Source organism: Lacinutrix chionoecetis, from assembly GCF_053604665.1.
The window spans coordinates 129,673-152,911 of sequence record NZ_JBSHNQ010000080.1 but is presented as its reverse complement, the minus strand read 5'-3'; the positions used below and the strand labels follow the sequence as shown (position 1 = coordinate 152,911).

Annotated in this window: 22 protein-coding genes; 13 read left to right on the top strand and 9 right to left on the bottom strand. The window is 32.8% G+C overall.

Annotated features, from left to right (window positions below):
* Window positions 1-25 precede the first annotated feature (25 nt).
* Window positions 26-376: a hypothetical protein gene (locus ACVC43_RS07960; protein ID WP_452223972.1), complete on the top strand. Its 351-nt coding sequence runs from the start codon at window positions 26-28 to the stop codon at window positions 374-376.
* Here the strand turns inward: ACVC43_RS07960 and ACVC43_RS07955 are convergent.
* Window positions 373-906, bottom strand: coding sequence for an alpha-ketoglutarate decarboxylase (locus tag ACVC43_RS07955; protein ID WP_452223971.1), 534 nt, complete (start codon window positions 904-906; stop codon window positions 373-375). The genes ACVC43_RS07960 and ACVC43_RS07955 overlap by 4 nt on opposite strands.
* Window positions 907-1,023: 117 nt before the next feature.
* Here ACVC43_RS07955 and ACVC43_RS07950 point away from each other — a divergent pair, with 117 nt between their 5' ends.
* The 3 genes from ACVC43_RS07950 (at window position 1,024) to odhB (ending at window position 5,701) form a co-directional block, all read left to right on the top strand.
* Window positions 1,024-3,780 carry a 2-oxoglutarate dehydrogenase E1 component gene (locus tag ACVC43_RS07950; protein ID WP_452223970.1) on the top strand — a complete coding sequence of 919 codons (2,757 nt, stop codon included), beginning with the start codon at window positions 1,024-1,026 and terminating at the stop codon, window positions 3,778-3,780.
* Between the two features lie 18 nt (window positions 3,781-3,798).
* Complete coding sequence (locus tag ACVC43_RS07945) at window positions 3,799-4,173, top strand: DUF3887 domain-containing protein (protein ID WP_452223969.1); 375 nt, start codon at window positions 3,799-3,801, stop codon at window positions 4,171-4,173.
* Window positions 4,174-4,447: 274 nt separating this feature from the next.
* Complete coding sequence (odhB, locus tag ACVC43_RS07940) at window positions 4,448-5,701, top strand: 2-oxoglutarate dehydrogenase complex dihydrolipoyllysine-residue succinyltransferase (protein WP_452223968.1); 1,254 nt, start codon at window positions 4,448-4,450, stop codon at window positions 5,699-5,701.
* Between the two features lie 798 nt (window positions 5,702-6,499).
* Here odhB and ACVC43_RS07935 read toward each other — a convergent pair.
* The 6 genes from ACVC43_RS07935 to ACVC43_RS07910 all read right to left on the bottom strand — a co-directional run bounded on the left by ACVC43_RS07935 (window position 6,500) and on the right by ACVC43_RS07910 (window position 14,125).
* Window positions 6,500-7,132 carry a response regulator gene (locus ACVC43_RS07935; RefSeq protein WP_452223967.1) on the bottom strand — a complete coding sequence of 211 codons (633 nt, stop codon included), beginning with the start codon at window positions 7,130-7,132 and terminating at the stop codon, window positions 6,500-6,502.
* A gap of 61 nt (window positions 7,133-7,193) precedes the next feature.
* The gene (locus ACVC43_RS07930; RefSeq protein ID WP_452223966.1) at window positions 7,194-7,640 is read right to left on the bottom strand and encodes a retropepsin-like aspartic protease; all 447 of its coding nucleotides are present in this window, start codon (window positions 7,638-7,640) and stop codon (window positions 7,194-7,196) included.
* Window positions 7,609-10,203 carry a CHAT domain-containing protein gene (locus ACVC43_RS07925; protein WP_452223965.1) on the bottom strand — a complete coding sequence of 865 codons (2,595 nt, stop codon included), beginning with the start codon at window positions 10,201-10,203 and terminating at the stop codon, window positions 7,609-7,611. Before ACVC43_RS07925 ends, ACVC43_RS07930 begins: the two co-directional genes overlap by 32 nt.
* Before the next feature lie 41 nt (window positions 10,204-10,244).
* A complete protein-coding gene (locus tag ACVC43_RS07920; RefSeq protein WP_452223964.1) occupies window positions 10,245-12,203 on the bottom strand; it encodes a DUF7849 domain-containing protein in 1,959 nt (652 codons plus the stop codon).
* A 422-nt stretch (window positions 12,204-12,625) separates the two neighbouring features.
* Window positions 12,626-13,609: a hypothetical protein gene (locus ACVC43_RS07915; protein WP_452223963.1), complete on the bottom strand. Its 984-nt coding sequence runs from the start codon at window positions 13,607-13,609 to the stop codon at window positions 12,626-12,628.
* A 75-nt stretch (window positions 13,610-13,684) separates the two neighbouring features.
* Window positions 13,685-14,125: a hypothetical protein gene (locus ACVC43_RS07910; RefSeq protein ID WP_452223962.1), complete on the bottom strand. Its 441-nt coding sequence runs from the start codon at window positions 14,123-14,125 to the stop codon at window positions 13,685-13,687.
* Window positions 14,126-14,275: 150 nt separating this feature from the next.
* Here ACVC43_RS07910 and ACVC43_RS07905 point away from each other — a divergent pair, with 150 nt between their 5' ends.
* The 9 genes from ACVC43_RS07905 to ACVC43_RS07865 all read left to right on the top strand — a co-directional run bounded on the left by ACVC43_RS07905 (window position 14,276) and on the right by ACVC43_RS07865 (window position 21,164).
* Window positions 14,276-14,857 carry an RNA polymerase sigma factor gene (locus ACVC43_RS07905; RefSeq protein ID WP_452223961.1) on the top strand — a complete coding sequence of 194 codons (582 nt, stop codon included), beginning with the start codon at window positions 14,276-14,278 and terminating at the stop codon, window positions 14,855-14,857.
* A 5-nt stretch (window positions 14,858-14,862) separates the two neighbouring features.
* Window positions 14,863-15,615, top strand: coding sequence for a tetratricopeptide repeat protein (locus tag ACVC43_RS07900; protein ID WP_452223960.1), 753 nt, complete (start codon window positions 14,863-14,865; stop codon window positions 15,613-15,615).
* Window positions 15,616-15,990: 375 nt separating this feature from the next.
* Window positions 15,991-16,758, top strand: coding sequence for a TatD family hydrolase (locus tag ACVC43_RS07895; RefSeq protein ID WP_452223959.1), 768 nt, complete (start codon window positions 15,991-15,993; stop codon window positions 16,756-16,758).
* Window positions 16,759-16,792: 34 nt separating this feature from the next.
* On the top strand, window positions 16,793-17,824 hold the full coding sequence (locus tag ACVC43_RS07890) for an asparaginase (RefSeq protein WP_452223958.1): 1,032 nt from the start codon (window positions 16,793-16,795) through the stop codon (window positions 17,822-17,824).
* 181 nt (window positions 17,825-18,005) lie between these two features.
* On the top strand, window positions 18,006-18,776 hold the full coding sequence (locus ACVC43_RS07885) for a MotA/TolQ/ExbB proton channel family protein (protein WP_452223957.1): 771 nt from the start codon (window positions 18,006-18,008) through the stop codon (window positions 18,774-18,776).
* Window positions 18,777-18,804: 28 nt separating this feature from the next.
* Window positions 18,805-19,245 (top strand): hypothetical protein, encoded by a 441-nt coding sequence (locus ACVC43_RS07880; protein ID WP_452223956.1) that lies wholly within the window; start codon window positions 18,805-18,807, stop codon window positions 19,243-19,245.
* Window positions 19,246-19,247: 2 nt separating this feature from the next.
* Complete coding sequence (locus tag ACVC43_RS07875; RefSeq protein WP_452223955.1) at window positions 19,248-19,883, top strand: biopolymer transporter ExbD; 636 nt, start codon at window positions 19,248-19,250, stop codon at window positions 19,881-19,883.
* Between the two features lie 18 nt (window positions 19,884-19,901).
* A complete protein-coding gene (locus ACVC43_RS07870; RefSeq protein WP_452223954.1) occupies window positions 19,902-20,378 on the top strand; it encodes an ExbD/TolR family protein in 477 nt (158 codons plus the stop codon).
* An 81-nt stretch (window positions 20,379-20,459) separates the two neighbouring features.
* Complete coding sequence (locus ACVC43_RS07865) at window positions 20,460-21,164, top strand: porin family protein (RefSeq protein WP_452223953.1); 705 nt, start codon at window positions 20,460-20,462, stop codon at window positions 21,162-21,164.
* Here ACVC43_RS07865 and ACVC43_RS07860 read toward each other — a convergent pair.
* Together ACVC43_RS07860 and rpoN are read right to left on the bottom strand one after the other, a co-directional pair.
* Window positions 21,159-21,764 carry a hypothetical protein gene (locus ACVC43_RS07860; RefSeq protein ID WP_452223952.1) on the bottom strand — a complete coding sequence of 202 codons (606 nt, stop codon included), beginning with the start codon at window positions 21,762-21,764 and terminating at the stop codon, window positions 21,159-21,161. The two genes, ACVC43_RS07865 and ACVC43_RS07860, sit on opposite strands and share 6 nt — an antisense overlap.
* A 13-nt stretch (window positions 21,765-21,777) precedes the next feature.
* Entirely contained in the window at window positions 21,778-23,235 is a 1,458-nt protein-coding gene (gene rpoN, locus ACVC43_RS07855) for an RNA polymerase factor sigma-54 (protein ID WP_452223951.1), read from the bottom strand.
* Window positions 23,236-23,239 lie beyond the last annotated feature (4 nt).

The window sequence follows — 23,239 nt, the reverse complement described above, 5'->3', positions numbered from 1 at the left end:
TCCTGGTTTGACAGGAAAAATACGCATGAAGTTACCCGCAACATTCGAAGATTTAGTGGATAAAGCAAATCAATTAGCTTTATATAATAAGCTCATCCATCAGCTTAATAAAGACTTTTTGTATGCCAATATCAACTTAGATTTCCATGAGGATATATTACCCTCAAGTTTAAAACTGTTGCTACACGAAATTGTATATAAATTAATACAGGAAAAATTTACCGATTATCTCAACCTGCTTTATATAATTGATGTTTCAGAAATTAATATAAAAAAATTAGATGGTAGCGATACCCTGAAATTAGCAGAGCAAGTTTCGTTTTTAATTTTAAAACGCGAGTGGCAAAAAGTATGGTTCAGGCATACATATTCTTAAAAATAAACCCTTATAAATGGTGCCCAAGCATTAGCGTAAATACTTTTGTTATCATCATATAAAAGATCGTATCGCACACCAATAGTTACATTTCTGGTTCTGTAACCAGCACCAACAAATAATGCAGGAATCCAATAATTATCATCTATAAATGCTGGATTATCAAAATTTCTACTCACATGGTTTTGTTCAAATTCTCCAGATAGTTGTATTTCTTGAATCGGGTTAAATAAACTTATAATACTCGCTCCTAAAATGGTAGATTTTGCAACATTCTTCTGGCTAAAATAAGTTCCGTTTAAGCCTAATCCTAAAGAGAATTGTGTATTAAAATCGTAAATGGCACTTGGTGCTAAAGTAGCACTAAATACGTTATTACCAGTGCTAAGCCCTATGCCGCCACCAAAACGTACGTGTTCCCAAAAATTGCTTTTTTGCTCATTCTCTTGAGCAAAAAGATTAAAAAAACCAAATAGGAATAATGCAATAAAAACAGCTGTTTTTAATGTAATTGAAGATTTTAATTTCATGCTTAGATTTGTTATATGTTAAGAATGACATAAATATAATAAAAGCATAGCTATTTTTAGAGAAAGTTGTATTTTTGATTTAAATTTTGTTGAAGAGAACACTTCTTATACTTAATAATGGATAAATACTCCTTTTTAAACGCAGCACATACAGCATACTTTGCTGATTTATACGACCAATACTTAAAGAATCCTGATTCTGTAGAACCAAGTTGGAGAGCCTTTTTTCAGGGCTACGATTTTGGTAGCGAAAATTATGGCATGGATGGAGAAATTGTTGAAGGCGTTTCGTCACAAATTCCGGAACATGTTCAAAAAGAATTTCAAGTAGTAAAATTAATTGATGGTTATAGAAATCGAGGTCATTTATTTACCAAAACAAATCCTGTACGTGAGCGCAGAAAATACGAACCTACGTTAGATATTGAAAATTTTGGATTATCTCAAAATGACTTAGGCACTGTTTTTAATGCTGGTGAAATTTTAGGAATTGGAGCACAAACACTTCAGGAAATTATAAACCATCTTGAAAGTATTTATTGCGATTCTATTGGTATAGAATACATGTACATAAGAAAACCTGAAGAAATCCAATGGATTCAAAACAAACTGAATATTAACGATAATCAGCCTCAATTTTCTTCAGATCAAAAAAAACATATCTTAAAAAAGCTTAACGAAGCTGTGTCTTTCGAGAGCTTCTTGCATACAAAATATGTAGGGCAAAAACGTTTTTCGCTTGAAGGAGGAGAAGCCCTCATTCCAGCGCTAGATGCAATGATTGAAAAAGCAGCAGATTTAGGTGTCGAGGAATTTGTAATGGGAATGGCACACAGAGGCCGTTTAAGTACGCTTACAAACATTTTTGGTAAAAGTGCAAAAGATATTTTTAGCGAGTTTGATGGTAAAGACTATGAAGAGGAAATTTTCGATGGTGATGTAAAGTATCACTTAGGCTGGACGAGTAAAAGAAAATCAGACTCAGGAAAAGAAATTAGACTAAGCATTGCACCAAACCCATCACATTTGGAAACTGTTGGTGCCGTTGTAGAGGGTATTTCGAGAGCAAAACAAGATAGATTCTATAAAGATAATTTTAGTAAAGTATTACCAATAATTGTTCATGGAGATGCTGCTATTGCAGGTCAAGGGCTGGTTTACGAAGTAGTACAGATGGCTCAATTAGAGGGTTATAAAACTAATGGAACCATTCATATTGTAGTAAATAATCAAGTTGGTTTTACTACAAATTATTTAGATGCCAGATCAAGCACTTACTGTACAGATGTTGGAAAAGTAACGTTATCGCCTGTTTTACATGTTAATGCAGATGATGCTGAAGCTGTTGTACATGCAACCTTATTTGCATTAGATTTTAGAATGCAGTTTAAACGCGATGTTTTTATAGACATGTTAGGCTATAGAAAATATGGTCACAACGAAGGAGATGAACCACGTTTTACGCAGCCTAAACTTTACAAAGCGATAGCTAAACATGCGAATCCAAGAAATATTTATGCAGATAAATTACTGGCTCAAGGCGTTATAGATAAAGGTCATGTTAAAGAATTAGAAAAGGCATATAAAAATACGCTTGAAGAAAAGTTAGACGCTTCGAGAAAAGAAGACAAAACCATTATAACAGAATTTATGGAATCTACCTGGGAACATTTTTCTCCAGCAGATGAAGTAGAGATGATGAAAACGGTGGATACAACAGTATCTAAAAAAGAATTAGCCAAAATTACCAAAGTACTTTCAAACCTGCCAGAAGGCAAAAAGTTTATTCGCAAAATTGAAAGATTGATACAGTCGCGACAAACAATGTTCGACGACAACCAATTAGATTGGGCCATGGCAGAACATTTGGCTTATGGGACGCTTTTAGAAGAAGGTTATTACGTGCGTATTTCTGGACAAGATGTAGAACGTGGTACATTTTCACACAGGCACGCTGTTGTAAAGGTTGAAGACAGCGAAGAAGAAATTATCTTACATAATAATATTAGCGACACACAAGGTCAATTTTATATATATAACTCACTTTTATCAGAATATGGTGTTGTAGGTTTCGATTATGGTTATGCCATGGCAAGCCCAAAAACATTAACTATCTGGGAAGCGCAGTTTGGTGATTTTAGTAATGGTGCACAAATTATGCTGGACCAATACATATCGGCTGGAGAAGATAAATGGAAAACACAAAACGGCTTAGTAATGTTGTTACCACACGGTTACGAAGGTCAAGGAGCCGAGCACTCTTCAGCAAGAATGGAACGTTACTTACAGTTATGTGCAAAAGATAACATGTATGTAGCAGATTGTACAACGCCTGCAAACTTTTTTCATTTGTTAAGAAGACAAATGAAAGTGAATTTTAGAAAACCATTAATTGTATTTACTCCAAAGAGTTTATTGCGTCATCCAAAATGTGTATCAACAGTCGAAGAATTTGCAAACGGCAGTTTCAAAACTGTTATTGATGACAGTGAAGTCACGGCAAGTAAAGTAAAATCGTTAGTATTACTTACGGGTAAATTTTATTATGATTTAGACGAGGAGCGCGAGAAACTTGGTAGAGAAGATATTGCCTTTGTAAGAATTGAGCAATTATTTCCATTACCAGTTGAAGAAATAAGAAAAGCCATTAAAAAATATAAAAATACAGATGAGATTGTCTGGGCGCAAGAGGAACCAAGAAATATGGGCGCTTACAGCCATATGTTAATGCACTTAGATGAAGCGAAAACATTTAGAGTTGCATCACGTCGTGCTTATGGTGCACCAGCAGCTGGAAGTAGTACTCGATCCAAAAAACGTCATCAGGAAGTTATTGATTTCGTTTTCGATAAAACTAAAAATAATCAGCGTTAAGCTATAAAACATATAATCATGAAAAAAATAGTATTAGTAATTGTTGCAGTTTTAAGCCTTTCATTAGGTTTTGCACAAACAGAAAAAGCAAATTATAAAAAAGCGGTTTCAGAATTTCAGACTAATTATAATAATGGCGATTTTGAAAATATTTACAACATGTTGAATGCGAATTTTCAAAAGACCCTAACTTTAGAAAAAACGAAAGCATTTTTTAAAACGAATGTTAACGCAGCAGCTTTAGGGCAAATAAAAGCCGTAGAATTAACAGACATTATAAGAGAAGGGCACAACTATAAGTTAACCTTCGAAAATGGAGTTGGAGAGGCGTTTTTCCTATTAGACGACAACAATAAAATTAGTGGATTACAAATGTATCCTTTAAAAAATTAACAACAACAATCAACAAAAATTACTAAAACAATATTATATGTTAAGATATTGTCAGTATTAATATAAGGTTGATTTATAAATTGAACAAAATAAAGTTTTGAATTAGTAGATAAAGTAAATTTTATGTCAAAAAAAAACAATTTCCCAATGTGGGGAGGAAATAATTGGACTAAATCAATGTTTAAAAAATATTGGTGGATATTATGTTTAATTGTTTTTGTATATATTTTGATTGTAATTACTACAAATAATTTTATATAAAAGATTAAGATATATGATTTTAGAAATGAAAGTACCTTCGCCAGGCGAATCTATTACAGAAGTTGAAATAGCAGAATGGTTAGTTCAAGACGGTGATTATGTAGAAAAAGATCAAGCTATCGCAGAAGTAGATAGCGATAAAGCAACTTTAGAATTACCAGCTGAAGCCAGCGGTACCATTACCCTTAAAGCAGAAGAAGGCGATGCGGTAGCAGTTGGGCAGGTAGTTTGTTTAATCGATACAGAAGCTAAAGCACCAGAAAAATCTACTTACGAAGGTGGTGATGAAGGTGGTAATGAAAATGCGGCAGAAGAATTAGCTAAAGATCAAAAGGCTGTACCAAATAAAGAAAACCACGAGAAAGCACCAAATCCAGCAAAAGGGAGTTATGCATCTGGTGTAGCAAGTCCAGCAGCTAAGAAAATTCTAGCTGAAAAAGATATGGATGCTTCATCTATTTCTGGAACAGGAAAAGATGGACGTATTACTAAAGATGATGCGGTAAATGCTAAACCATCCATGGGTACTCCAACTGGAGGAAATAGAGGTTCTTCTAAAAGTAAAATGTCTATGCTACGCAGAAAAGTAGCAGAACGTTTGGTTGAGGCAAAAAATACAACGGCAATGTTAACGACGTTTAACGAAGTAGACATGTCGCCAATTTTTGCACTTAGAAAAGAGTACAAAGAAACCTTTAAATCTAAACACGGCGTAAGTTTAGGCTTTATGTCTTTCTTTACTTTAGCTGTTGTGAGAGCATTAAAAATGTATCCTGCGGTAAACTCCATGATTGATGGAAAAGAAATGCTTACTTACGATTTTGTTGATGTTAGTATTGCAGTATCTGGACCAAAAGGATTAATGGTGCCCGTAATTAGAAATGCCGAAAATCTTTCGTTTAGAGGCGTTGAGGCAGAAGTAAAACGTTTGGCTATTCGTGCTCGCGACGGACAAATAACTGTAGATGAAATGACAGGAGGGACATTTACCATCTCTAATGGCGGAGTGTTTGGCTCGATGTTATCAACACCAATTATAAATCCTCCTCAAAGTGGAATTTTAGGAATGCATAATATTGTAGAGCGTCCAGTAGCTATTGATGGTCATGTGGAAATTAGACCAATTATGTACGTTGCGTTATCTTACGACCATAGAATTATTGATGGTAAGGAGAGTGTTGGTTTCTTAGTTGCTGTAAAAGAAGCTTTAGAAAACCCAACCGAATTATTAATGGATAATGATGTTAAGAGAGCTTTAGAGCTATAATAATAATTATATAAATAACAAAAGCACAGCTGGATTAGCTGTGCTTTTATGTTTAATGGGATATAAGTTTTTTATTATTAATAAAAAGCTACAACTATATTAATGGCTATAACTATAATAGCAATTGTAACAATCCCAATAATAAATTTCTTATTCCTTGAGTTTTGTACATCTTCCATAAGTTTTTTTGATTTTAATTAAAAACTCTGCACCATTACGATACAGAGTCTTTTTTTAAATAATTCTCCCTAAGAACTAATTAATAGCATTATAAAGATAACTACTATAAACGTTAAAAAAAATACGTAGAATTACGTATTTTTTTTTAGTTCTAAAAAGCAATAAAAACGCTTAAAACATCAATATTTAGAGGTGTTTTGAGCGTTTTCGTGTAATTTTATAAATGTTTTTATCAATTTTATTAAGCTGTATAAAACGCTAATTTTAAGATTTATAGAAAATTTATTGTCAATTTTTTTATCTCAAACTGTATTTAAGTGCCAATTAGGCTTGCAGAAGAAATTACTTTAAAAAAGAGAAGCTCTACATTAGGTTATAATGTAGAGCACTTAAATATCTCCTTAGTAATTGATTAATAGCATTGTAAATATAACACGAATAAACGATAAAAAAAATACGTAGAATTACGTATTTTTTTTAATGGTATTTATTCTGAAAAAACGGTGCTATGCAATGCTATTATTGGTTTTAGACCCAATTTTAAAAAAAAGGACATAGTTTTTATAAAAAATAATTAGTAGTTAAAAACGCTAAAATCTCACTTTAACCTTAAATGTGTTAAAATAAATCCTTATTTAAATTAGCCCAAAGTACTAAGGCATTATGAGATTTTTGCAATTTCAACTTTTTAACAATATTACTTCTGTGTTTTTCTATTGTTCTAATAGAACATTGCAAAGTTTCACTAATATCTTCGTTAGAGTTGTTTTTAGCTAATAGGCTAACCACTTTTAATTCAGTTTTTGTAAGCACTTCTAATATATGGTCGTTTGTATATTTTATTTTAGAGTTTAAATAAGATGCTATCTCCTCGCTAAAATACGGTTCGCCTTGTTTGACATGGTCAATACAGATTTCAATTTCTTCAATAGCAAATTCTTTTAAAATATAACCATAGACGTTATATTCTTTGGCTTGGTCAAAAAGCTCTTCTTCATTATCGAAAGTAATTAATATCACCTTTGTATCTAACTCATATTTTTGGCATTGCTTAGCCACTTCGAGGCCGGTTAAATACGGCATTCTAATATCTAAAATTGCAATTTCTGGTTTTTCCTTAATAATAAGGTTGTATGCGGCTTGTCCATCTTCGGCTTTGCCAAGAATGTTATAACCTTTAGAGGATAATAAGTCGCTTAGACCACGTAGCATTAATGGATGATCGTCCGCAATTACAATTGAGGTACTCATTTTTTAGGGAGTTTTATTTTTAGAAAAATTATAGCACTATAAAAGTAAGAAATTTAATAGGCTATAACGATTTTAAATAGAGGTATTTCTTATCGTAATCAATTATAGCCTTACCTTTTTTAAGGACATCGGCACCAATAATGCCATTTACAGGTTTAGAGTCATGTAAAACCAGAGCAGTATTAACATGAGTTAAATCGAATAATACTAAGGTTAACTTACTGGTTTTCCATCGTCCAATTTTTATACTATTATTAGATGCAGTCTGGGTTAGCATATTCGAGGCGCCTGCACCTGCAGCTTTTATGTCTGATGCTTTTGCAATAAGTTTAAATAGTTCTACATCCTCAAAGCCAATGCAACTACTTGAGGCTCCAGTGTCTAAAATAAACAAGCCTTTAACACCATTAATGGTTGCTTTAACCTCAAAATGATTAGTTTTGGTTAGCTTAATTTTTATTTTTTTATAGTTCTTTTCAAAAAGAAATTCCCAAAGTGTGTTTTCCATTTTTTTGTTTAAATAACCACAGTAAAAGTAGTATAATTAGCACTGAAACTCCAAGAATTATCCAGATATAAAATCGATTAGTGGTAACCTTGTCAAAGCCTCCATAAAGCGTAAAAGCACTCCAGTAATAAGGTGATTTTTTAAGGTTTTTAATGTTTTTATTATTTAAATAATCGAGTTTCGATTGGTGGTTTGCATGACTAATTGAATTGTTGTTGTTTAAAATTTTGTAAAAGGATGCCATAATTTGCGAGGTCGATAAATCGCTTATTTGCCATAACGAAAATAACACTCTTTTTGCACCAGCATATTGAAAACCACGTGCAATACTCATTGCTCCTTCTCCCTTTTGTAATCTACCAATTCCGGTTTCGCAGGCACTTAAAACCACTAAATCTGGATTTAAATTCATGCTGTATAACTCATTAACAGCCAAAGCTTCATCGTGAAAAGCGATTTGAGCGGGCTCGAAAAAATCACCACTTTTACCATGTGTGGATAAGTGAAGAATAGAGTAACGGGAAGCGTTTTTTAAAAACGAAGTCTTAGTCGCATCTTCCTCCATTAGTAATGTAGTTTTTATTTCATCGTTTATACTCTTTGCTTCGTTAACCGAATATTTTAACACTGCGGTTGTATTTTTAAAAACTGGAAATACGCCTAAAACTTCTGGCTCTTTTGTAAGTTGATTTTCTTTTAAATATAAAGATACGCTTGCATTAAAAACCGAAGTATGTTTCTTTAAAAAGAAAGGCATTTTTTCATAAGTTAGTTGCTGTGTTTCTTCAGTTAGCAGGGCATCAAAAGGAACAAAGTGCAATAATCCATCTGGAATAATGAGTAAATTAGTTTTATCTTTTATTTCATTTAGTTGTAATATTTTATAGAGCTTAAAAGCGTCTTCAGTGAATTTTAAAATATTATTATTAATTGCTGAAGGACTATCGAAATAATTAATAAAATTAGCGATTGTTTCAATATGTAAATCGTTTAAAACAATTTTATTAAACGCTGTAGCAGTCCCTGAAACGATAATCTGGTATATTGCCTTTTTACCATAAAAAAAATGCACTAAGGTAGCATCGTCTTCGATTAATTTTGCATTTAGTTTTGCGATATTAAAAGAAGTGTTTGTTGATATAGCATATTTATTTTCAATCTTAAATTTCAAGTCTTTTAGCTTAATATTTATAGCGGAAAGTTCTGCTCTAATGGTGTCTTTTTGATTAGTGTTTGTGCCAAAAGGAGTTCTAATTAACCTGTTAGTAAGCGTTTCTTGTTTGTTTAAATACGCTTGTTGTTCAATTAATAAAGAATCTTTTGGGTGTAATTTTATTAAATCTTTGTTGCTAACGGTTTCTTTTAATAAAGTTGATTTATAGCGCTCAGATAACTTTAAGGCTTCTAAAGTAAATTCAGATGTATTATTAGTATTTTGAAGGGTATAAAGTAAATTTAAACACTTTTCGCTTCGTTTTCTTTGTTCATTTAGCAATATTAATTTGCTTTCTTGAGAGGTTGTGTTTTCAGCCAACATATCGCTTACATAAAAACTCAAGTTATAATATGTTAGAGCATTATTAGGTTTTGTTTGCAAAGCCGCAAATAAATCGAATATTTCAATAAAAGCATTTTCGGGATAAAGATTCTCTTCCGTTGGTAATGTATTAACATCGACATCTGGTAATAAAATTTTTAATGCTTTTTTGAGTGTTTTGTTAGATAAATCTCGATCATTTAGAAAATAATAAAGCTGTGCTTCTTGAAAATATAATTTAGATAACACACTGGCAGAAGATAAATTGTCTTTCTTTAAGTTTTTAAGCCTTTTAAAAGATTTTAAAGCCTGCGAATAATCTTTTTTTTGCATCGCCAATTCGTAAGCCAATTCTGTATCTTCAATTGAGCCTAACGTTGGATTTTTTACAATAATTTTATCTATAACCGTTACTTTTTGGTTTAACCTTATTTCGCTTCTCGATATTGAGGTTTGTAGCATTTTTTTTTGTTGAGGATGAATTCCTTTTATGCTTAGGCCGTAGTTTGCAATAGCAATAGACTGCTTATATCTTCCTAAGGTTTGGTATAGCCTCGATAGATTAATGCTTCCAGCAATAAGTTGTTTATTGTTATTACTTTCTTTGGCTAATGTAATGTAGTTTTTTGTAATATTTTCTGAGCTGGTATAATCTCCAACTCTATTATATAGTATACCTAAGGGTTTCATACAATTTTCTATAACATCAAAATCGTATGCTTTGGCAATATTTTTGTCTTTGTAAAGTGTCCACGCTTTTTCATAGGCCGTAATGGCAGCGCTGTTTTTGTTTTGTTTTTCTAAATAGTGTGCTTTATTTACTAAAAGATAAATAAAAGCCATGTAGTCGTCTATTGAGGTAAGTTTATCTTCAAACTCTACCATATCTTTATTTAGTTGTGCTAATGCTTCCGCAGATTTTTTATTGTTAAATGTTTCTGTAGCATTATAAATATCATCCTCGATACGCTGCGAAAAAACACTTCCGAAGTATAATAGACAAAGAATGATTATAGCGTTTTTCATTTAAAATAATAGTACAAGAAAATGTTTAAGGACATTTTACGTTAGAATTTCCAAATAGCGTAGAACTGCATGTAATTATAGTTCTCTTTAAAATTAAATACATAGCGAGCACCAAGGCTTGGTCCAATTCTGGCAAAGCCAGCAGTAGCTTCTATTAAGAAACCAGTTCTAAAATTTGAGAAAGAGGTTTTATTCTCCTCACTCTCTTCTAAGGTGAATAAAAGCGGTCCAGGAGGCGTTGTACTTTGTCCTTCAAAAGTTTCTACGAATATATTTTTTGTCTCTTTCTCACTAATGGAAATTGTGCCTTGCAAACCTGCACCTAAACCTATGTAATTATTAATATTGTAACGTGCTAAAACGGGTATTTCCCAATCCACATTATTAAACGTTGTCGTGGTGGTAGTGCGTGTAAAGTTAAATCCCGCAGGACCATCTTCCACGCGTTCTGTAACTGTCGTGTTTCCATTAAATTGATGAAAACTGTTAAGTAACTCAACCTGCCAATACCACCTGTAAGATTTGTAAGGTGAAACTGTTGCGCCTATAAAATAACTTTTAGAATCGTTAAGATTACTAAACGAATTGTAACCAGCTTTGGCACCAATAGAAATGCCTGGCAGAAAACGAGTAGTCGAGTAATTGGTGATTATAGGTTCGTTTTTATCGAAAATAATAGCCGTTTTCGATTTGGTTTTTTGCTTGTGAAAATTTTTGCCAAATTTTAAACTGTATTTTACAAAACCCTGAGTAGAATCGTAATCTTTTACATTTTTTTGTTCACTGCCAGGCAAATAAATATTCTTAAAAGTAAAAATGGCTTGTTTGGCAGTGTATGTTGTATCTAAGCAGCTATACTGCACCTCCTGTTTCGGACAAATTTTAACCTTAGGATACATATCCTCAACTCTAATTGTGCTTTTATCAAACATATCTGGAATATCGGTTTCCAAACGAATGGTATTAGCAGGACCTTCTCCATTATTTTGAAACCTAATTTTGAATTTTGGTCTTTTAAAACGGACTAATCTATAGTTTAGAAATGTAGCGTTAGAGGACATTTTATTAGGGTCGTGAGAGGTTACAATCTCCATTTCCATATCTTTAACTTTGTGCGTTTTGTAATTGTTATCTGGAATGTAAATACTTCTAACCGAGATAATAGCACTAGTATCCTTAAGCATTTCTGGAGTTGTTTTAAAGGTATAAAAGATATTGCGTTCCTCGTTTGGTTTCATATTATCGAACGTTATTGTACTCGATTTTTTATAGGTTGTTTTTGTTTCGGCTAAGGTTAATTCCAGATTTTCTTTTTCGGTAGAATCTGTAAAACGCGCTCTTAGCATATTATTATCACCTTTTGCCGAAGCATAAAAAACAGAGGCATCATCAACATCCTGAGTGAAAACAAAATTTTCGTTGTCTATTATTTGTTCGTTATTATAGAGTCTTGTGTCTGCCAATTCAAAATTATCTGCTCTGTATTTTTGCTCATTAAAGTATAAGTGAAGCGTGCCATTAGTGGCATAATCTTTATAGTTTTTATAGCTCATTACTACAACCATTTCCTCGCTTGGCATGGGTTCCCGATTGCGAATAAGCGAAAGATCTTCTACCATAGAAGAGGAGGCTTCTGCAGTATCATTAGCATCATCAACTTTAATTTTTTTTGGTCTTGAGGTTGGTGGTTTTCCAGTATCGTAAACATTAGTAGCCCAATATTTAACTTCATAGTCGCCTGAGTGGTTATATTGTTTTACTGGCGCTTCTTGTTTACTGTAATCGCCATCGCCAAATTCCCAAAAATGCTTGTAAAACGCCTTTGGAGCTCCGGCTATTTGATTTAATGGAGGTGTTTCTGGAGTAAACTTTACTTCGCTTCCATTTTTATTATAGGCAATCTTAGCCTCTCTGCGTGTGGTATCAATCACCTGTGACTCTTGACTAAAGACCATTTGCGATAATAAAATTAAAACAAAAAGGATCGTTGGGTTTTTCATAATAGCGATAGGATTAATAGTTTTAAAGATACAAAAACTGATATTTTAAATCTACTTTTTAATGTTATTAGCCAAGTTAAACGAATATCGATAATTGTAAAAAGCAGATTCCACTATCTGTGGTTTCTAATGCATGATCTGCTGTTTTCAGTTTTAAAACAAAAAAGTTAGAAGTAGAATCCTAACTTTTTTCTATAGGTTTTATGCGATTGAAGCTAATACACTTAATAAAATAACCAGGCGAATACTAAAGTAAAAAACCTGTTCCTGAATTAATTCTGCATTTTTCATAATCTTGTGTTTTATTGTTCTTCACCTTTATATCAACACAAGTATTATTTTGTTACCTCTTTTTTTTGATTTTTTTTAAAAAAAAAGGGTCAGAAATAATAGATCTGACCCTTTAAAGTAGGAAATAGTAATTATGGTAGCGCATTAATGATGTTTACAAATTGGACTTCTGTGGCAAGAGCAGTTTCGCTAAAATCAAACGATATAATATCGTCTGCTACTATCGTTACGGCTTTAACAGCGTATCTCCAGATGCCATTATCTTCGGTTGCAAAAATAACATGACACTCTAAGCCTATTGGTATTTGCCCGTAATGCTCGCTAAATAGGTTTAAAGAACCATCGTAGGTGTCTAAAGATGCTAACCCAGAATCTTCACCATCATACGATAAATATATAGCACTGTTAGTAAAGTTGTAACCTACTGGAGCTTGTGCTTTAATTAATGTTTTTGATCTTGGATCATTGTAAAAACGATCGATATTAGACCAGCCAAACTGGCCTAAAAACGCATAATATTCTCCACCTTCAACAAATACACCACCTTGTCCTGTGGCATCGTCCACTTCGTCCCATGTTAAATTTTCTTCTGCATCGATAGTGCCTTCCCAAAGTGTCATGGCTGGATCTGCACCACCAGTTAAGCTATTAGGGACAACTAACTGTATATCGCAATTAGTATCTAAAGCCATTCCGCTTTGTGTGGCTTCTAAAAGAAATTCCCCACCAGAAATTAATAAGGCTTTGTCGCCATTTGGTAATGCTCCCATTGTAGGTTTGTGGGTTGTTAGCATATTGCCTTTCTCGAATAATTCTACATATTTAAGATCCACAGTTCCAGAAACAGGGTTTCCGTTTAACGTTAAGCAATTGGTGTTTATATTAATTAGTACGCCATGATCTGAAGTTAAAGTAATATTCCCATCGTTTCCATCAAATTGAAACGTTTGTGTTTGGTCATCTAAGGCCTGAGTTCTAATGTTTTTAAATTGGGCAGCTGTTGGTGCTGGGTTATTGTTAGAATCAACATCTGCATCGTCGTTAATTTCACAGCTCGATAAAAACGTTATTGCTGTAATAAATAAACTTGCTAATACTCTTTTTGAATTTTTCATGATTTCTAAAATTTAATGTTATACATCTTTATATAAACTGGGCAACACTTTTGTTACCCAATTTGGTTAATAATTTTATTTTCTGTCTCTGCTTTCAATAATTCTATAAGTAATAATGTCACCCTTAGCTATTAAGTGTATTATTCTTTTAGCTGAAAACTCAGTAGCCGAAAATCCTTTAGCATACCCTTTTTCACTTTTAACTTCCCAGAAATAGACTCTGTTGGATTTAGACTGCATGTCGCTTCTTAACATATAATAGGTTGTAATTTTTTGTTCTAAGACTATAGCGCCTTGACCTACCATATTAGCTCTTCGTTTAGCGTCGAATAATGTTGAAGCCGTTCCAGAAAATTCTCCTGTTGTTGTTTTAACAGACCAGTCGAAAATCTCAACCAAATCATCTGTGGTGATTTCTAAAGTTGTTGTTGTGTTAAAGTCTGTTTTGTCATTGGTAGCGTTTAAGTTTAAAAAACTAAAGACTACTGCTGCGATAATTAAAATTGAAGTTTTCATAATTTCTAAATGTTTAAAGTTTAATATCTGTTTAAGTGTAATTGGCATTTTGCCTTTTACAACCTTATATCAAAACCATTTATAAATTGTTACCCTTTTTTTGTAAAGTTTTTATAAATTCGTGGGAAACTAACCGACAAACAAGGGATTATGAGTGAAAAAAAAATTCACGAAGACCAAAAATATGTCGATGGCTTATTACATAATAACTCCTTTATTATACAGGCCATTTACGATAAGTTTGTGCCTAAAGTAGTAAACTATATTAAACAGAATAGTGGAGACGCAGACCAGGCACAAGACATTATTCAAGAAACCATTGTCACAATATATAACCAAGTCAAAGAGAAAGGTTTAAAACTAACTTGTCCTTTTGATGCTTACTTTTTTTTACTCTGTAAACGCAAATGGTTAAACGCACTCAAGAAAAATAAAAATAAAGAGGTAACAATTAATGAGGAAATTTTATCTATAGATGACGACGCACAAGAACTCGCTTTCGAAACCTCGTTATATGGAGAAAAACAAGCCTTATTTAACGAGATGTTTCAAAAATTAGGAACAGCGTGTAAAGACTTAATTAAAGCTACTTTTAAAATAAAATCTATGGAAGAAGTAGCAGCAAGTTTGGGTGTTACGTACGCCTACGCACGAAAGAAAAAGTCCTTATGTATTGGCCAACTAACAAAGCTGGTTCAAGAGTCGCCTAAATTTAACCAACTTAATTATTAGCGATTATGGAAGAACAAGATTATATTATATTCGATCAATATCTTTTAGAGGAATTATCTGCTGAAGAACGCCTGGCTTTCGAAAAACGCCTTGAAAGTGATGCAGCATTAAAAAAGAGTTTTGACACTTATAAAGACATATCAAGTTTTTTGGAACATAAATTTGAAAATGAAGCTGAAACGGATGCTTTTAAACAGAATTTAGAAACCATTTCAAATAAGCATTTTAATAAAAATGAAGCAGAAACAGTTGCAGTAGCTGGTGAAAAAACCAAAACGTTTACCTTAATTAAATATTTGGCTGCAGCGTGTGTTGCTTTGTTTTTTGGCATATTTGCTTTTAATCAGTTTTCAAATCCTACGTATTCCGATTATAACTCGCATGAACCAATGACGGTTGTTCGTGGCGAAGGCAACGTACAAGAATTAATAGAAGCAACAAAAGCCTTTAATAGTAAAGATTACGAAAAAGCAAACAAGCTTTTAAAAACAGTACTTGAAAAAGACCCTAATAATAAAGAGCTGCAATTGTATTACGCCATTACTCATCTTGAATTGGATAATTTTAAAGTTGCCGATACAGAATTAAATAAAATTACTAGCGGACAGTCTGCATATAAATATAGAGCCATGTGGTATTTGGCTTTAAGTAAATTAAAGCAAAAAGATAGTAATGCTTCCATTGCATTATTAAAACAAATTCCAGAAGAAGCAGACGATTACAGGCAAGCGCAGAAATTGTTGGGTAAGTTGGAGTAAATAGTTGGGTCATTTTTTAACCAATCTGTATACAAAAATTGTTTAACCATTTTATCTATTAATAAAATGGTTAAACAAGTAAACACATTAGATGAGAAATAAAATCGTGATTCCGAATCCTAAGGGAACAACAATCCAATAAATATTTTTTTGCACCCATCTCCATGCGTTTTTTAACCATCTTGGTGGAAATTCTGCCATAATTCAATAATTTAAAGATTAATAATATTTTAAAAGTATTGCAGAGATAATTATTTGGCAATGGGTAATCTATTACCGGTTTAAATCAATCCATCAACGGTCACTCTTAAGGGTTCTTAAAAATTGAATTGAATAAAGTCATCAATAACCCGATGACTTTTTTATTTTTACACCATGATTATTACAGATACACATACTCATTTATATAGTGAAGCATTCGATGAGGACAGAGCAGAAATGATGCAACGCACATTAGACGCAAATATTTCCAGACTGTTTATTCCGGCAATAGATTCAACTTACACAGCATCTATGCTCCGGTTGGAAAAAGACTATCCAGAAAATGTTTTTTTAATGATGGGTTTACACCCAACACACGTAAAAGAAAACTTTAAAGAAGAATTAGCCCACGTGGAAGCGATGCTAAACACGCATAAATTTTATGCAGTTGGCGAGATTGGCATCGATTTATATTGGGATAAAAGCACGTTGCCTATTCAGCAGGAAGCATTTAGACATCAAATTCAATTAGCGAAAAAACATAAGTTACCAATAGTTATTCATTGTCGTGAAGCATTCGATGAAATTTTCGATATTTTAGAAGAAGAAAAAAGTGACAATTTATATGGGATTTTTCATTGTTTTACAGGCACATTAGAGCAAGCCCATCAAGCCATTTCTTATAATATGAAATTAGGAATTGGTGGTGTGGCCACCTTTAAGAACGGAAAAATAGATCAGTTTTTAAATACTATCGATTTAAAGCATATTGTCTTAGAAACCGATTCTCCTTATTTGGCGCCAAAGCCTTTCCGCGGAAAAAGAAATGAAAGTAGTTATATTTTAAAGGTAGTAGAAAAGCTTTCTCAACTCTATAATCTTTCCGAAGAAAAAATTGCCGATATTACAACAGAAAACTCAAAAGCCGTTTTTGGTGTTTAGCGCATTGCTAAGCGTCAAAGTCAATAGCTAAAATATGACAAAAACCATCCCAAACATACTCCTTATATATACTGGTGGCACTATTGGTATGATGAAAGATGCAGAAACCGGAGCCTTACGCGCTTTCGATTTCGATAATATACTGGTACGTATTCCAGAGCTTAAATTATTAGACTGTAATATTGAAACCTTCGCGTTTAAAGAACCAATAGATTCAAGTAACATGCAACCAAAATACTGGGTTGCAATTGCAGAGGTTATAGAAGAGCGTTACGAACAATTTGATGGTTTCGTGGTATTACACGGTAGTGATACCATGAGTTACACAGCCTCGGCACTAAGTTTTATGTTAGAGCATTTAGCAAAACCTGTGGTTTTTACAGGATCGCAATTACCAATAGGTGATTTGCGAACAGATGCCAAAGAAAATTTAATAACCTCCATTCAAGTGGCCTCTTTACAATATTATAATAAGCCAGTTGTAAAAGAGGTGTGTTTGTATTTTGAATATAAATTATATAGAGCAAACAGAACAACCAAAATTAATGCTGAACATTTTGAAGCATTCGATAGTTTAAACTATCCAGATTTAGCCGAGTCAGGAGTGCATTTAAAAGTTAATCATGAATATTTGTTTAAACCCAATGCACGAAAAAACTTAATTGTTCATAAAAATTTAGATAAGAATATTGCTCTGGTAAAATTATTTCCGGGAATTTCGGAACAATTATTGAGCTGTATATTTAACACACCAAATTTAAAAGGTGTCATTTTAGAAACTTATGGTGCAGGAAACTGCTCCACCGAAGAGTGGTTTGTTTCCTTATTAAAAGAAACCATTAAAAAGGGCATACATATTATTAATGTCACACAATGTTCTGGAGGTAGTGTAATGATGGGACAATATGAAACCAGTGAAAAGCTTAAAAAAATAGGAGTTATTTCTGGAAAAGACATAACTACCGAAGCGGCAATTAGTAAATTAATGTATTTGTTAGGATTAAATATTGCGCCTAACTTGTTTAAAACCATATATGAAACCGCTTTAAGAGGAGAAATGGCTTAAAATTAACGATGAAAATTTGAGCCTTCAATTTTTTTTCGTTTAATTTGAAAATCGGGAAACTAAAAAGTTAGGGGTGCAGCAACGTAAGAAATTTCTAAATCCATAACGTATTTTATTTTTAATTCCTTTTTTTTTATATCTTTAACACTTTAACTAATTAATAAAATTAAGATCAAAACAAATGAAAAGATTATTTTCTATCCTAGCCATAGTGTTTTTAATGGCATTTGGCACAGCTAATGCAACTACCAACGCAGCAACAGTTGCTACTACAGTTGTTACCACTCAAGATGCAGCAACAGAAGAACCTGCAGAAGAAGATTTAACGTTCCACCAAGAGCTTAAAAAGCGTTTTATTGAAGGTGGTCCAGCATTTATGGGAATTGTATTATTGTGTTTAATTCTTGGGTTGGCAATTGCTATCGAGAGAATTATCTTTTTAAACCTTTCTACAACTAACACTAAAAAGTTAACTCAAAATGTTGAAGATGCACTGCAATCTGGTGGTATTGAAGCAGCAAAAGAAGTTTGTAGAAACACAAAAGGGCCTGTAGCTTCTATTTTCTATCAAGGTTTAGACCGAGCAGACGATAGTTTAGAATCTGCCGAAAAAGCTGTTGTAGCTTACGGTGGAGTACAAATGGGACAATTAGAGAAAAACGTATCTTGGATATCATTATTTATCGCATTAGCACCAATGCTTGGGTTCATGGGAACAGTAATAGGTATGATTCAGGCTTTCGATAAAATTCAATCTGCAGGTGGAATGGATGCAACGTTAGTAGCAGGTGGTATTAAAGTAGCCTTATTAACAACTGTATTTGGTCTTATTGTAGCGATTATACTTCAAATTTTTTACAATTACATCGTAGCTAAAATTGATAGTATTGTTAATGATATGGAAGATTCTTCTATCACTTTAATGGATATGTTATCGAGATATAAGAAATAATTAATAACTAATTTTAAAACAACAGATTATGCAAAAGATTTTAAAAATAGTTTTAATAGTAATTGGTGTATTAGCACTCTTCTTTTTAGGAAGAATAGTTATGACTGGTGACGACGAGATAAAAGCAATGGCAGCAGCCGGAACGTCTTCTATGTTCGAGCCGTTAGCATACATCGCTTACTTTGTGTTAGCAGTAACCGTAATTTTAGTACTATTATTTGTACTTAAAGGGCTATTTTCTAATACAGCAACATTAAAAAACACACTTATAAGTATAGGCGCATTTGTCCTGGTAGTTATAATAGGCTATGTATTAGCTACAGGTGTAGAAACACCTATGCAAGATGGTGAGATGCTATCTGCTTCTGGCTCTAAATGGGTTGGTGCAGGTTTATATACGTTCTATATTCTTGCTATAGTTGCAGGAGGAGCGATGCTATTTACAGGAATTAAAAAAATGATTAGATAATTATGGCAAAAAGATCAGCACCAGAAGTTAATGCAGGCTCTATGGCTGACATTGCCTTCTTATTACTTATATTCTTTCTGGTTACAACAGATATTGCAACAGATTCTGGTTTAAGTAGAAAGCTTCCACCATGGGAGCCGCCAACAGATGAGCCGGTAGTTATTAAGGAAAAAAATATTTTTGCTTTAACTTTAAACAGTAATAACGAAATTCTTTTAACATCAGGAGGAGATTCAGAGCGAATTGCCATTACAGATTTGAGAGCAAAAGCAGTTGAGTTTCTTGATAATGGAGGTGGTACCGGAAAAGATGCCTGCCCAAGATGTAAAGGCGCTAAAGACCCATCATCTTCAGATAATTTACAAAAAGCAGTCATTTCTTTAGCTAACGATAGGTTAACAAATTATAACACGTATATTTCTGTTCAAAATGAAATACTCGGTGCTTATAACGTAATTAGAAATCGCGAATTTGTTAGAGAATATCCTAATTTAGAAATGAACTTTGTTGAAGCTACAGAAATGTATCAAGATCCTGCAACAGATGCTAAGGTTAGAGAGAATTTGAAAGATAAACTAGAAGCGATTAAATTAATTGTACCTCAAAAATTCTCTGAAGCAGAAGCAAAAAGAGATTAACAAGATAACATAAACACTATGTCTAAATTTAAAAAGAAAAAAGATGGAGGTTTACCTCCAATTTCAACAGCATCTTTACCAGATATTGTATTTATGCTTCTGTTTTTCTTTATGGTTGCGACGGTAATTAAGGAAGATAATTTAAAAATTAAAAACCAGTTACCTAAAGCAAATCAAATTGAAAAATTAGATAAAAAGAAACCAATAAGCTATATTTATATTGGAAAGCCAAGTGCTAATTATGTAGATACTTATGGTACAGAGGATAGAATACAATTAAACGATAAGTTGCAAAGTGTAGAGCAGGTTCAGGCATTTATTGCTGCAGAACGCGCTGCATTAGCCGAAGAATTAGTACCACAATTAACAGTATCTCTTAAAGTAGATAAAGATGCCAAAATGGGTGTGCTAACAGATGTTAAGCAGGAATTACGTAAAACCAATGCACTTAAAATTAACTACACCACTAAGAAAGGTGATGCAGTTTCTAATTAGTAATTAATATTCTTAATTTTATATAAAGGCGTTTTGATCATTCAAAACGCCTTTTACATTATAACTATTTATCTTGTGAATATGAAATTTATAATACTCATTTTTAGTCTTTGTTTTTTCACTACCATCGCTTCTTCTCAAGAAGCATTAGTAAACAGACTTCAGGAAATAGACTCTTTATATAAGGAAGATCAGTTTTATTTTGGAGTCACCTACAATCTCATTGGTAAAAAGCCAACAGGATTGTCACAGAATGGCTTTTCCGGAGGGTTCCATTTTGGTTATATTAAAGACATGCCAATAAATAAAAGACGTAATAAGGCCATTGGTGTTGGTTTAGGTGTGTCGTTAAATTCGTTTAACCAAAACATACAAATTTCAGAAAGTGATGTAAAGAATGAGAATTTTCAAATTATTGATGAAAATGAAATATCTTTTACAAAAAACAAATTTTCAACTTATATGGTCGAGTTACCTATAGAGTTTAGATGGCGAACTTCTACAGCAACAGATTATAAATTTTGGCGCATTTATACAGGTTTTAAGTTGGGTTATGTGTTTACAAACAGCTCGAAGTTTGAAGGCACACCAGAAGATATAAAACTAACTAATATAAGTGCAATAAACGATTTTCAATATGGTTTAACACTTGGAGCAGGCTATAATACATGGAATTTTTATTTGTACTATGCACTTAATCCACTGTTTAACGATAGTGCATCTATCGACGGTAAAGTAATAGATGCCAATGCCATTAAACTTGGTTTAATGTTCTACATTTTATAACCAGTAGCTTAGTAATAGCAATTGCGGAAATAGCCCAATACAGAATCCAAAAATAAGCTCGACGTTTGTATGCGCTTTTAAATGTAATCTTGAAGTTGCAATGGCTCCAGCAATCAAGCAAAACAGCGCTAAAGACCCATTTAAATTCTTTCCAAAATGAAGCGAAATGCCAATAGCAAACATAAATACACCTGCAATAGCAATCATGTGAATACTCGCTTTAAATTTAAAAATTGCCAATACCAAACACACTATTGTAGAGATTAAAATACCCAAAAAGAAATAGTAAAGTTCAATAATTTGGTTTGCAGGTAAGACACGTAGTATAATTAAAATACATATAATTATGTTAAGCGATAAAGGGATAATGCGCTCTTTAGAAGTTTTAAGGTATATGGAGTCTGTTTTACCAATTGTCTTTAACAGAAAATAGAGCAGGATAGGTAGAATAATGGTGAGAATGGTAAGCGAAATTATTTTAGCTTCCACCACTTCTCTTGGAAAATAACGAGGCGATTTCGAGAAATAAAAAATAACGCCTAAAAGTGGCATTATTATAGGATGAAAAATAAAGGATATACTTTTTAGCAACCAATTCATATTTAATTGGTTTTTATAATTCTTTACGTAAACGTGCCACAGGAATATCCAGTTGTTCTCGGTATTTAGCTACAGTTCTTCTGGCAATAGGGTAGCCTTTTTCTTTTAATATTTTAGCTAAAGCTTCATCGGTAAGCGGTTTCTTTTTAGATTCTTCTTCTATAACCGTTTCTAAGATTTTTTTAATTTCTCTAGTAGACACTTCTTCACCTTGATCGTTGGTCATCGACTCAGAAAAGAACTCTTTAATTAATTTTGTACCGTAAGGTGTATCTACATATTTACTGTTGGCTACACGTGAAACCGTAGAAACATCCATTTCTATCTCGTCTGCAATGTCTTTTAAAATCATTGGTTTTAAATTACGCTCATCGCCAGTTAAAAAGTATTCTTTCTGATAATGCATAATCGAACTCATGGTAACAAAAAGGGTTTGCTGGCGCTGTTTTATAGCTTCTATAAACCACTTTGCTGCATCCAGTTTCTGCTTAATAAACATTACTGCATCTTTTTGAGCTTTAGATTTCTCCTTAGATTCCTTATACCCTTTTAGCATATTATTATACTCACGAGAAACGTGTAATTCTGGAGCATTTCTACCATTTAAAGTCAATTCTAATTCGCCATCAACTATTTTAATGGCAAAGTCTGGAACCACATGTTCTATCATACGTGTGTTACCAGAATAACTACCACCAGGTTTTGGGTTTAAGCGTTCTATTTCATGAACAGCATCTTTAAGCTGAATTTCGCTAATATCGAATTTAGCCATCAACTTTTTATAGTGTTTTTTAGTAAACTGCTCGAAACCTTTATTAATTATTTCTGATGCCAATGCAACATCTGGCGTTTGTTCTTTTCTACCAAGCTGAATACTTAAACATTCCTGTAAATTTCTAGCACCAACACCTGCAGGATCTAGTTGATGTACGATTTTAAGTACTTTTTCAATTTTATCCTCGGTCGTGTAAACGTTTTGTGTAAATGCCAGATCGTCCATAATATCGCTTAAATCTCGACGTATGTATCCACTTTCATCTACGCTACCAACTAAAAACTCTGCGATGTCACGTTCTTCGTCACTAAGTCTGTAGGTGTTTAATTGCGTTTTAAGATGTTGTGTAAACGACGTGCCAGAAGCATATGGGATACTTTTTTCATCATCGTCTGCACTGTAATTATTAACACTTGTTCTATAGTCTGGTATTTCGTCGTCGCTTAAATAATCGTCGACATTAATTTCGTCATTTCCTATAATCTCACTGTCTTCATAATCATCCTGACTATTATCCATGTCTTCATACTCATCTGCTTTTTCTTCTTTTCCAGTATCGAGTGCAGGATTTTCTTCTAATTCTTGCTTTAAACGTTGCTCAAAAGCTTGTGTAGGCAACTGTATCAATTTCATTAATTGAATTTGTTGCGGAGACAATTTCTGCGATAATTTAAACTGTAAATATTGTTTAAGCATAATT